Origin of the sequence: Gordonibacter massiliensis (ex Traore et al. 2017) (assembly GCF_019731765.1) — a bacterium.
Classification (GTDB): domain Bacteria; phylum Actinomycetota; class Coriobacteriia; order Coriobacteriales; family Eggerthellaceae; genus Gordonibacter; species Gordonibacter massiliensis.
Window position 1 is genome coordinate 197,986 of sequence record NZ_JAASIO010000003.1, and the last position, 12,047, is coordinate 210,032.

Below are 12,047 nucleotides of genomic sequence, written 5' to 3' on the forward strand. Positions count from 1 at the left end.
TTAAAGGACGCGCGGGCCGAACAAACAGAAGGAAGAAGGAGGGTTGCACATGTCAGGAGTGAACGTCAAGAGCGAGATCAAGCCCTTGAAGAAAGTCCTGCTGCACCGCCCGGGCAAAGAGCTTCTGAACCTGACGCCGAACACGCTCGAAGAGCTGCTGTTCGACGACATCCCGTTCTTGAAGGTCGCCCAGGAGGAGCATGACGCGTTCGCGCAGGCCCTGCGCGACAACGGCGTCGAAGTGTTTTACCTGGAAGACCTCATGGCTGAGGTTCTCGAGGCCAACCCCGAGCTGCGCGAGCAGTTCCTCAAGCAGTGGATCGAAGAGGCCGGCATCCGCACGGACCGCTACCAGAAGATCATCTTCGACTACATGCAGGAGAACTATCCCGACGCCAAGGACTTCGTGCTGAAGACGATGGAGGGCATCAACCTCACCGAGCTGCACACCGACAAGTCCAACTCGCTGGTCGACCTGGTTTCCGAGTCCTCCAAGATGGTCGTGGCCCCCATGCCGAACCTGTACTTCACCCGCGACCCGTTCGCGATGATCGGCAACGGCGTGTCCATCAACCGCATGTACTCCGAGACCCGCAACCGCGAGACCATCTACGGCGAGTACATCTTCGCGCATCACCCCATGCTGAAGGGCACTCCCGAGTACTACAGCCGCTACAACACGTTCCACATCGAGGGCGGCGACATCCTCAACATCAACGACAAGGTGCTGGCCATCGGCATTTCCCAGCGCACCGAGCCCGATGCCATCGACGCCATCGCGAAGAACATCTTCAACGATCCGACGAGCCCCATCGAGACCATCCTGGCGTTCAACATCCCGAACTCCCGCGCCTTCATGCACCTCGACACCGTGTTCACGCAGATCGACACGGACAAGTTCACCATCCATCCCGGCATCATGGGCCCGTTGACGGTGTTCGAGATCACCGCCGAGGGCGAGGGCATCAAGGTCAAGGAAGTGAACGGCACGCTGGAGAGCATCCTGGAGACCTACATCGGCCATCCCGTGGAGCTCATCCCCTGCGGCGGCGGCGACCGCATCGCGGCCGAGCGCGAGCAGTGGAACGACGGCTCGAACACGCTGTGCATCGCTCCGGGCAAGATCGTGGTGTACGAGCGCAACGACGTCACGAACAAGGTGCTCCGCGACAAGGGCCTCGACCTCATCATCGTCCCGTCCGCCGAGCTGTCCCGCGGCCGTGGCGGCCCACGCTGCATGAGCATGCCCATCGAGCGCGAGGACTAAGCTTTCCAGCTCCCCCCTTGGGCGCATGCACGTGACCAGCCTCCGTGCATGCGCCCTCCTTCACGCTGTTGCCGCAGCGCTGAGCCCGGTCCCACTGGCGAACGAGAACCGGGCTCAGCGCTGCGGCAACCATTGGCTTCATCGGCGCCCCCTGCGCTTCGGTATCGGCCTTCGCCATCCGATACCGAAGCGCAGGGGGCGCTTTGCCATTGCTGGACAACGGACGTCCTTTTTCGCGATGCCGTAGGGGAGTCCGGCATACGTCGCAGGTTTGCCGCAGGTCGCGCCTCCCGCCATTCGCAAGCGGCACGACATGCATCCGTTCCGCCGCAGATCATCGGCGTTGTCAAAGTCATTTTGCAACGCCGGCGAACCCCGTTTCGCCCCTGCAAAAGGCTTTGGGTGGTATCGTGGAAACCGATAGGGCATCTTCTTCTCCGCGGAAAGGGAACTATGGAGCTTGGCATCCGCATCAAGCAGCACCGCACCGCGCGCGGCCTCTCGCAGGAGGACCTTGCTGGGAAGATCTACGTCTCCCGGCAGACCGTATCCAACTGGGAGACCGACAAAACCTACCCCGATGTGGAAAGCCTGCTGCTCCTCAGCTCCCTCTTCGACGTATCGGTGGACGATCTAGTCAGAGGAGATGTCGAAATGCTGCAGGAAAACGCACGCGCCAACGCAAAGAAGCTGAATTTCTGGGGAGGACTGTCCCTTGCCTCCGTGGCCCTCTCACTGCTCGTCTTGACGGGCGGGGTCTTCCTTTTCGGTGCGGTCGGAGCGTTCTTTGCTGCGCTCGCCCCACTCCCCGTTTGCTTTTTCGCACTTTACCGAACATCGGGCATCATGAAGAGCATCGACGTGGTGACCACTGCCGAAATGGTGGCGTTTCTCGAGGGAAGGCCGGTCAACCGCGACGAGGCGAAGCGCAAGCAGTACCGCAAGTGCGTCGTCATCATCTCCATCATAGTCACGGTTGTCTCCGGCTGCATCGGCGCGTTTATCGGCCTCATGGCCTACAAGGCCGGCTTCTAAGTTAGCATTATACCTGATCAAATGCCATGTAAAGCACTTTTGACGGCGCTAATCGAGTGCGAAGCACCCTCCGTCAAGACCATTTGATGGTACACTGGCCCGCGTCATGGCAACCTGTGATCAGCGAAGGGAAACGCATGGAGCTCGGCAGCCAGATCAAGCGTCATCGGACGGAACGCGGACTCTCGCAAGACGACCTCGCCGCGAAGATCTACGTTTCGCGCCAGACCGTCTCGAGTTGGGAGAACGACAAAACCTACCCCGACGTGGAAAGCCTGCTCTTGCTCAGCGTCCTCTTCGACGTAACAGTCGACGAACTGATCAAAGGAGACGTGGAAGCCATGAAGGAAGCTATCTCGAACGACTACAAGAAGATGGCCGCACTCGCCAGCGGAGGCCTGGTCATCGCCATCGTGGGGGCTGTGGCCGCCGTCGGCGGCATCGGTTGGTGGGACTGGGGCATTGTTCCGTCGGTCATCATCGGCTTGCTGGTATGGGGCATCGGCATGGCGATGCTTGTGCGCGTTGAGCGCATGAAGAAGGAGCACGACCTGGTGACGTACCGCGAACTGGTCGCGTATTCGAAAGGCGAGCCCATCGACCGCAACAACCCGAAAAGCCAGCGTGCCCGCCAACACCGCATTCTCAAAGGCGTGGCACTCACGTTGGTCGCAGCCGCCGTCGGTGCCGTCATCGGCTACTTCGGCTACATGTTCCTCGGGTAAAGCGCAGAGTCCGTTGTCGCCCCAAAGACTCGTTTTCGGAGCGAAAACCGAGGCTTTGGGGCGACAACGGCATGAGGCATCCCCGAATAAAGAGGCGCGGGGCGAGAACCGTGAGCGTTCTCGCCCCGCGCACATCATGCGTGGCGAAGGGTTACTTCTGCGGGGTTTTGGCCTTCGTCTGAACCTGCTCGCCCTTGTCGACGGCAGCGCGGCCGCCGTGGTTGAAGCCGGTCTGGATGACGCCCTGGGTGTTGCCGGTGACGAACTTCGCCTTGCTCAGCGTGTCCATCTCCTTCTTCATGTCCTCCACCAGCTTGATGCACAGCTGCATGGAGAAGTCGGCGCGCGCCACGACGCGCTGGACGGTGGTGTCCTGCATGTCGGCGGGCATCGGGTACGCCGGCACCAGCCAGCCGCTCATGCGCAGGCGGTCGGACAGGTCGTACAGCGACCACTCGACGTTCGCGTCGTCCTTCAGACCCCAGCACACGATCGGAATGTGCGACGCGTCCTCGTAGATCTCGAAGATGCCCATCTCCTTGAGCTCGGCGGCCAGGTAGCGCGCCACGTCGAGCGTGCGCTCCTGGATCTCCTTGAAGCCCTCGAAGCCGTTGCGCATCAGCACGTAGTACTGGCCCACGATCTGCGACGCGGAGCGCGAGAAGTTGATAGCCATGGTGGCTTCCTCGCCGCCCAGGTAGCTCACCCAGAAGATCAGGTCCTCGGGCAGCGCCTCCTTGCTGCGCCACACCACCCAGCCAATGCCGGGGTACACGAGGCCGTACTTGTGGCCGGAGCAGTTGATGGACCACACGTTCTTCAGCTGGAAGTCCCACACCAGGTCGGGCTCCACGAACGGGGCGAACATGCCGCCCGACGCGCCGTCCACATGGATGCGGATGGGCAGCTTCGGATGCTCCTGGTTGTACGCCTCCACCAGCTCGTCGAGCTTCTGCACGTCGTCGAACTTGCCGGTGTACGTGATGCCGAGGATGGCCGTGATGCCGATGGTGTGGTCGTCCACGTAGTCCATGACCGTGTCCATGTTCAGCGACAGGTGGTCCTTCTCAAGCGGCACGAGGCGCATCTCGATGTCCCAATAGCGGCAGAACTTCTCCCAGCATACCTGGTAGCCCGCGGAAATCACCAGGTTCGGACGCTGCTCGGTGTAGATGTCGATGCCCGCGTCCTTCGCCAGCTTCTTCCAGCGGAACAGCATGCCCAAACCGCCCAGCATGCAGGCCTCGGACGAGCCAACGGTGGACGTGCCCATGGGCTCCTCGTCGGGGTTCGCGTGCCACAAATCGCCGATCATGGCGACGCAGCGGTTCTCGAGGTCGGCCGTCATGGGGTACTCGTCCTTGTCGATGGCGTTCTTCTCCATCGTCTCGGCCATAATCTTCGTGGCCATGGGCTCCATGTACGTCTGGCAAAACGTGGTGAGGTTCTGCGTGGCGTTGCCCTCGATGGACAGGTACTCCTTGATCATCTCGTACGTGATGCGCGGCTCGACCGGCTGGGCGTTCATCTTGAGGCGCGGCATGGCCACGTCGGACGCCTCGGAGCCGAAGATGGGCGTCGAGTACTTGGTGCCCTCGTCCATGCTGTCGAGAATCTTGCTGGTTGATTGCTCCTTCATGAAAACCTCCTGTACGTAGGGTTGGTACCTGAATTGACGGGCGAACGGGTGCCCCGCCTGCATCGCGCCCGGCGGCGCAGGCGGGGCAGCCGGCGCGGATCGCCGCACCAGCCGTCTACCCGTTGCCTCGACGGCGCCTAGCGGCCCGTTCGGCTCGTGTCGATGCCGGTCTCGCGACGCGGATCGGGCGTGTCGGGGTCGGCACGGGGCACGCCTTCGCCCACCACGGCCTCGGTGACGCTGGCGCGCAGCGACGGGTCGCCCTCGGCCTCGCGCTCGATGAGGTCGTCGCGCACCTTGCCCGCATCCTTGACGCCGTCCTTGCGCGCATGCGCCGCAGCGGGCGCCTCGCACGAAGGCGGTGCGTCATGGGCGCCCGCCCCCGTGTCGAGGTCGATTTCGCGCACCTCCACGGCATCGGGCATAGTGGGCTGAGGCTCGGCCGGCACGTCGTTCGCACCGACCGTGGGACCGGAATCGACCGAAACGGGCCCCGACGGACGACTGGTCACACTGACCACCGCGGCGGAGATGCCGCGCGCGATGGCGGAGCCCATGTCGGACCCAGGACCGGCTCCGGCGGTCGATCCCAAGGCACCGGCTCCGGCAGGCTTCGAGCCGCCGTTGCGCAGGTTCTCAGACGCCCGCGTGCGCTTGTTGATGGGCCCGCTGTCGCCAAGCGTGCTCGACGTCACCGACGGTGCCATGCCCTTCTTCGGGTCGGCCTCCGCCGGATCGGAGGGTTGCGCCGCCTTGCGCGCCTGCGGCCCCAACGGAACCGAGCGCGACGCGGTGCCCACCGGCATACCGGATCCCGTGACGTTCGCCGCGTTTCCGCCCGCCGCAGACTTTGATGTGGGGCCCTGCGGAGCCCAACGATGCCGCAAGCTGTAGATGATGAACGGAATGGCCACCGATATCACGAACGCGACGCCGAGCGTGGCCTGGTACACCATGTTCGACTGCGCATCGAGGTTCGACGACGGGAAGAACGAGATGACGAGCGTGGCCACGGTCATGATAAGGCCCACGGCCGCCACGATTGCCTTGAAGGGCGTGCCGCCGGGCAGCTGGAACGAGCGCTGCAGGTTCTTCTTTTTCAATATGAGGTAGAAGTACCCCAGGAAGAACAGCACGTAGCCCACCAAGTAGATGACCACCGTCAGGCCGATGGCCGTGAGGTAGCCCACCGACGAGCTCGATCCGCCGGACAGCGCTATCGAACCGCACAGCACCGCGTCCCACACCGTGACGATGACGGCTTGGATAACCACGGTCTTCACCGACACGCCGTTCTTGTTCACCTTCTTGAACGACGGCGGCAGGATGCCGTCGTGCGCCGTGTCGAGCAGCGCGCGCGACGGGCCCACGATCCAGGCCGAGATCTCGGCCAGCACGCCCAGCGCCAGCAACAGCGCCACCACGAACACGATCCAGCTCATGGACGGGCCGATGTGCTGCACGAAAATGGAGCGGAACGCCTCGATCACGCCGAACGACAGGTTGCCGTCCAGCACCGAGGCCGGCAGCGTGGTCGCCACGGCCAAACCGCCCAACGCGTCGAGCGCGATGGTGAGGATGGCCAGGACGATCATGGCCAGCGGGTAGTTGCGGTTCGGGTTCTTCAGCTCGTTCACGTGCGACGCGGACGCCTCCACGCCCATGTACGCCAAAATGAACGACGCGAAGATCACGAGCGTGTCCACTTTGCCGAAATCGGGCACGAACGTGGCCGGCGTCATGGATATCTGCGAGGCGCCGCCCGTGGCGAAGTAGTAGATCAGGCCGACCAACAGCACGAGCACGGGCACGAGAATGCCGCCCACGAAGCCCACCTTGGAGATGCGGGCCGTGTACTTCGTGCCTCCCAACTGCGTGAGCGTGAGCAGCCATACGATGGCGGCCACGCCGAAGAACATCACAAGCGGGTTGTTGTACAGCGCGTCCCACCTGAACACGTAGGCCAAGGCGGCCAGGATGAAGAACGACATGGTGACGAAGCCCACGGTGATCTGGAACCACTGGAAGAACAGCGCGGCGAAGCCCCATCGCCTCCCCAGCGTGTTGCCCACCCACGCGAAGATGCCACCGGACTCCCACCCCTTCACCGTGGCCATTTCCGCCGCGCACAACGCGACGGGCAAGAACCACAGGATGCCGCCGATGATCAAGAAGAACACCAACTGGAATCCTGACGAGGCGAACGACGGGTATTCGTACACCGTCATCACCATCGACGCGGTGATGGCGAAGAACCCGAAGAACGTCAAAGACCGCTTGAACGACGGACGGCTCGCTTGCCCTACCGGACCGGGATCGGCCGAGGGCGCGACCGCCTGCTGACGGGATTCGCTCATGCTCCAACTCCTTTCTCTGGTTGCTGCAAGGGGGGGCTTGCTCAACACGTTCGAATGAGAGCACGCAGCGACGCCGTTGCAGGGTTTCGTTGTTCTCGAGTGTTGTACCAAAGAAGCGGGGCGCGAAAACGGCTACGGGAGGGGTTTAACCCTCCCGTAGCCGTTTCGTTGGAGCGAGGTTTGCTGGAAGCCTGCCAACCTCGCTCATCTATGCAAAAAGGTCTATGAATTCGCATGCTCCTCGCCTTTGGCGCCCGACGAGAAGGGGAAGCCGAGGGGTTTGGGACCCATGCACGAACCCCCAAACCCCGTTCCGGTCAACCCTGCGTAAAGCAGCTGGTTATCGACGGTTTTTGACCGCATCCTTGTCGACACGGCGACGCGCCAGAAGCAAGCCTGCGCCGCATACGGTCGCCACCAAAACGAGCGTGGCGCAGCCCATGAGCAAACCGTCGCCGGTCCTCACCATCTTGGTCAACGCGGGAGGACGGGATCCGTTCACCGTCGTCTTCACTTTGTTGGTGCCGCTTGCCTGGTTCTCGGCCTCGGGGGTGTCGGGCTTCGACGTCGTCTCCTGCCAAAGCGCCACGTTGGCGATCTCGGTGCCGTCCTGGCATTCGTTGACGCGGACCTTAAGCGTGAGGTCGAGGGACGTTCCGGGAAGCAGCCCCTCGCCGATCCACCACTTCACATAGTTTTCGCTCGAACCCGTGGTGCCGTAGACGCCTCGGCCGTCGCATTCGACGAAGGTGGTGTTGGCAGGGATGATATCCTTCACGAAGATACCTTCGCTCTTGTAAGCGCCCTTGTTGGCCACGTGGATGGTGTAGGTGAGGATATCGCCCGGTTTGGCGGTGTCTTTGTCGACGCTCTTGACCACTTCGACGATGGTCGCCGGATCTTTCTCGAAGTGCGCCGTGAAGGTGACGGGCACGTAGATGCCGGAGGCCTTGGCCACGGCGTCCACCTGGGTCGGGGACAGCACCGCGTCGGTGGTCTCGGTGGCATCGACGTCGTTCGTCCACTTCACGAAGTGGTAGCCGGGGTTCGCCGTGGCCGTGGAGCCGGAGGCCGTGCCCGTGGCGGGAGCCAAGGATTCACCGGCCGGCGACACGGTACCCATGGAAACATCGCTCGAAACGTAAGCCAAATCGACGTCCGGATCCTCAGCGAAGTGGGCCGTGAAGGTGACGGGCACGTAGATGCCGGTCGCCTTGGCCACGGCGTCCACCTGGGCCGGGGATAGCACCGCGTCGGTGGTCTCGGTCGAATCGACGTCGTTCGTCCACTTCACGAAGTGGTAGCCCGGCTCGGGAACAGCCGTCGCGCCCGTTGCGGCACCGGTAGCTGGGGCCACCGCTTCGTCGGAGGGAGCGGCCGAGCCCATGCTGGCGTCGTCGGAAACATAAGCCAAGTTGACATCGAGATCTTCAGCGAAGTGCGCCGTGAAGGTGACGGGCACGTAGATACCGGTCGCCTTGGCCACGGCGTCCACCTGGGCCGGGGACAGCACGGCGTCGGTGGTCTCGGCAGCGTTGACGTTGTTCGTCCACTTCACGAAGTGGTAGCCGGGAAGAGCCGTGGCCGTGGAACCCGCTGCAGCGCTCGTAGCCGGATGCAGCACCTCGGTGGCAGGCGAAACCGTGCCCATGGAGGTGTCGTCGGAAACATAGGAGACGGTCACATCGGGATCCTCGGCGAAAAGCGCCGTGAACGTGACGGGCACGTAGGTGCCGGACGCCTTGGCCACGGCATCCACCTGGGCACCCGTGAGGGTCGCGTCGGTGGTCTCGGTCGAATCGACGTCGTTCGTCCACTTCACGAAGTGGTAGCCGGGGTTCGCCGTGGCCGTAGAGCCCGCAGCGGCGCCCGTGACCGGGGCAAGCGACTCGCTCTGCGGCGTCACGGTGCCCATGGAGGTGCTGCTCGAAGCATAGGCGATGGCAACGTTGGCCTTTTCCTTGAAAAGCGCCATGAACACCGTGTCGCCCGTGATGGCCACGCTGGAAGGATCGTTCGTCGTGTCGCTTGTGAACGAGCCGTCGTCCTTGGCCATGCTGTAGCTCCACGCAGGCGAAGCCGGTTCGAAGCCGGTGCTCGGCGTAACCGTCACGCCGATCATCGTGGGATTGGAGCCGTGCTCGACCGCTTCCGGCCCGCCGGCGACCACGCCCTTGCCCGTGTCGGACGACACGTAGCTCACCGAATGCGCGTCGACGGCCCACTGCGCGTACAGCGTGATGTCCTTAGAGATGTTGTAGATCTGCCCGACGTTATAAGACTGACCGGTTCCGTTCGCCTCGGTGTTCCAACCAAGGAAATGGTGGTGGGCGTACGTGAACGCGTTGCCCAAGGGCGACCAAGCCGCACCTTCGGCATAAGGGCTGTTAGGATCGGTCATGGTGCCGGAACCGCCGTTGGCGTCGTAGGTCACGGTGAACGCCTTTTGGTTGGTCGCAAGCGCCTCGCAACCTTCGACGTCGCTGTTGCTCATAGAAAACTCGCCCGTCGAAGATATCGCGATGCCGCCGATGTGGGTGAAAGCGAGCGAGTCGGAGGCATAAGGAGCCGGAGCGCTGACCTCGACGGCACGATAAGTGCTGTTGGAAGCCATTGCGCCCAGCAAGACTTTGCCGTCGGCCCCCGTCGTCCCCTGAACCACGTTCCCCAGACTATCGTGATAATCGCTCCATGAGCCATCGGACCCTTGGATTTGGACCTTGAAAACAGCACCTTGGATGGGAGCATGCGTCAAAACGTCCACCTTGGTGATGCGAAGCTCGCCTTTGCTGGGAACGGCCACAACCGTGTTTCCAGGTACCGAGTAGGCGGAGGAAACAATGGACGAGGTGGCGGTTGCGCCTTGAGCGTTCGTCCGCGTGTATTCGATTGCATTCGTCAACCCTGAAAGAGGATAGGGAGTTCCCGCATAATCGGCGAAATATTCGATCTGGAATGCTTGGATGTTGCCGCCAACAACGTTGCCGTCGCCGTAAATGGTGTTGAGGGTCGCGTTACTCGTAACGGCATCGCCCCACGTTGCCGTCGCATTGACCCCGCTGCCGGGAGTGCCCGGCGATCCTAGGTTGACCATCAAGGTCATCACCCCCGTGGCCGGATCCTTGTGGATGCCATAGGTGAGCGGCGCTGCCTGAACGCGGTTTCGGAAGGAGCTCAGGGATTCACCGGCACCTTGCACTACCTCGGAAATCGTCCCGTTGGCCACAAGGTCGACGTTCTTGAGCACTTTCGTCGTTGGAGTGGTGGTTGGATTCGGATTGTTCGTGTAAGCATCCACTGTCGCCGTAGCAACATCGTACAGCGTTGCCCAGATTTTTGGTTTACCGTTGCCGTTGCGATCACCGCAGATCGCCTTCACGTTAGATCCACCTGGCACGGTATCCTCGAAGAAGGTGTTGGATACGGTGCCGTCTTCTTTGAAATGATTGAGGTTGGTACCGCCGGATTGGTACAGGCCGAGCATGGACTGATAATTGAACTGCACGTTGAAATGCGCCGAGGTCAAAAGAGTCGATCCCGTTGGCGCGTCGGAGCCCCAATACGCCTTGTTGTCCCACGTCCACTCGCTCAGGACGTCGGTAGAGGGCGGCGTGGTGTTGGTGGAAAATTCATACGTGACGGTGTTTTTGCCGTTCTGCAGATCGGAGGCGTCGATGACGACCTTTCCGGACGCGTCTGCCACGATCGTCTGCTTCGTGCCATCGGCTTTTGTCAGAGTGACGCTTTTGAGGGTCTCGCTAGCGTTCGGAGTACCGGTGATTTCGGCGGATCCGCTATTCAGCATGGCGGAAACGGCACCGCCGGCAAGCGAGGCGGAGCCGTTGCCTACCGAGACAACGTTCAACTGTTTACCGCCCTTGAAGCCGAGGGAGACGGTTTCGCTGGCAACGGTTAGCGCCTCGTTGGAATCTGCGGACAAATCGAGGTTCTTCGCCGAGAACTTTTCAAAATACCCGGGGAACGTCCCGTACAACCCCACAAGCCCCATGTCCTCGGCCGCCTGGTTGAAAGCGATGACGATATTGCCATCAGCGTTCAGGGTCAACGTAGCCACAACGGTTCCGTCTGCGGTGGCAACGTTGCTCGTCCAGCCACCGGCGAATTGGTAGAGATCGGCAAGATTGGTGGGAATGGTGACGGTGTCGCCGTTCTTGAAGGAGTTTTGCACACCGCTGAAGGCAACGTTCCAATTGAACGCGAGCTCGCACTTGTCTCCCGGCCAAATGCCGGCATTGGGCGTCATTCCCAGATTGGTGATCGCCACCTTGAAATTCGGCGAGTCCGGCGTGTAGTTCGTGCCGGCCAAGGTGGCAACGTCGTCGGAAAAGGGCTCGGCTTGCGAGGAGCCGGCCTCGAGGTCGGTTCCGGCGCTGATGTCGGTTTCCGGCTGCGTCGCCTCCACCACCGTTGCAGGCGCCTCCGCAGCGGCCTTTTCGGCGGCAAGGCGCGCGGCCTCCGCCGCGGTCGTCGCCCACTCCTCCGCGTTGTCGAGCTTGTGCGACGCGTCCACAGTGCCGGAATAAATGTCGTACGCGTAGTAGCCGACGTTCCGACCGTCCACGCTGCCGTACACGCGATAGCAGTCCGTGCCGTTCACGGTGTAATAGTACAGCGTGTAGGACTGCTCGGGATGGTCGGCCCGGCTCAGCACATCGTAGTAGTCGGGCACCCGCGTCTGCTCGCCGGGAGCCAAACCCTCGTCGGGGTCGGCTTCGGCAAACCGCGGGGCCTCCTCATCGACGCCCGACGTTGCGGGCGCCGGTTGCTCGACATCGCCTGAAGCCGCCTCCCCCGAAAGCTCCGAGCCCTCGTCGGCCAGCGCGGAAAGCGCACCCACGGGAACGAGGGCCATCGTCAAAGCGAATGCGCACAGCACGCGCAAAAACTTCGGCGACACGCCAGATTCTGCTCTCATGCAATCACCCCAATCACTTGCGGTCAGCCCGAGCCCGCTCGCCCTCAGGCGCTCGGCTCGAACCGAACAATTCGTCTCAGGGTACTTT

The 12,047-nt window shown here is 62.4% G+C and carries 6 protein-coding genes; 3 read left to right on the forward strand and 3 right to left on the reverse strand.

What is annotated here, in order from left to right; genetic code table 11:
• The first annotated feature begins 49 nt into the window (after positions 1 to 49).
• From arcA to HCH03_RS05950, 3 genes are all read left to right on the forward strand, one after another.
• Positions 50 to 1,267 (forward strand): arginine deiminase, encoded by a 1,218-nt coding sequence (arcA, locus tag HCH03_RS05940; RefSeq protein WP_080143928.1) that lies wholly within the window; start codon positions 50 to 52, stop codon positions 1,265 to 1,267.
• Positions 1,268 to 1,720: 453 nt separating this feature from the next.
• Positions 1,721 to 2,302, forward strand: a complete 582-nt coding sequence (locus HCH03_RS05945; protein ID WP_221688747.1) for a helix-turn-helix domain-containing protein — start codon at positions 1,721 to 1,723, stop codon at positions 2,300 to 2,302.
• Positions 2,303 to 2,439: 137 nt separating this feature from the next.
• Positions 2,440 to 3,027, forward strand: a complete 588-nt coding sequence (locus tag HCH03_RS05950; protein WP_221688748.1) for a helix-turn-helix transcriptional regulator — start codon at positions 2,440 to 2,442, stop codon at positions 3,025 to 3,027.
• A 151-nt stretch (positions 3,028 to 3,178) separates the two neighbouring features.
• Here HCH03_RS05950 and HCH03_RS05955 read toward each other — a convergent pair whose 3' ends face one another.
• The 3 genes from HCH03_RS05955 to HCH03_RS05965 form a co-directional block, all read right to left on the reverse strand.
• A complete protein-coding gene (locus HCH03_RS05955) occupies positions 3,179 to 4,666 on the reverse strand; it encodes a glutamate decarboxylase (protein ID WP_221688749.1) in 1,488 nt (495 codons plus the stop codon).
• Positions 4,667 to 4,803: 137 nt separating this feature from the next.
• On the reverse strand, positions 4,804 to 7,023 hold the full coding sequence (locus HCH03_RS05960) for an amino acid permease (RefSeq protein ID WP_221688750.1): 2,220 nt from the start codon (positions 7,021 to 7,023) through the stop codon (positions 4,804 to 4,806).
• A 340-nt stretch (positions 7,024 to 7,363) separates the two neighbouring features.
• Positions 7,364 to 11,959 carry an InlB B-repeat-containing protein gene (locus tag HCH03_RS05965; RefSeq protein ID WP_221688751.1) on the reverse strand — a complete coding sequence of 1,532 codons (4,596 nt, stop codon included), beginning with the start codon at positions 11,957 to 11,959 and terminating at the stop codon, positions 7,364 to 7,366.
• Between the last annotated feature and the right edge of the window lie 88 nt (positions 11,960 to 12,047).

What these genes read in the sequence shown, in the direction of transcription:
- HCH03_RS05950 (WP_221688748.1), top strand. Translation starts at nt 2,440, where the DNA reads ATGGAGCTCGGCAGCCAGATCAAGCGTCATCGGACGGAACGCGGACTC.
- arcA (WP_080143928.1), top strand. Translation starts at nt 50, where the DNA reads ATGTCAGGAGTGAACGTCAAGAGCGAGATCAAGCCCTTGAAGAAAGTC.
- HCH03_RS05965 (WP_221688751.1), bottom strand. Translation starts at nt 11,959, where the DNA reads ATGAGAGCAGAATCTGGCGTGTCGCCGAAGTTTTTGCGCGTGCTGTGC.
- HCH03_RS05955 (WP_221688749.1), bottom strand. Translation starts at nt 4,666, where the DNA reads ATGAAGGAGCAATCAACCAGCAAGATTCTCGACAGCATGGACGAGGGC.
- HCH03_RS05960 (WP_221688750.1), bottom strand. Translation starts at nt 7,023, where the DNA reads ATGAGCGAATCCCGTCAGCAGGCGGTCGCGCCCTCGGCCGATCCCGGT.
- HCH03_RS05945 (WP_221688747.1), top strand. Translation starts at nt 1,721, where the DNA reads ATGGAGCTTGGCATCCGCATCAAGCAGCACCGCACCGCGCGCGGCCTC.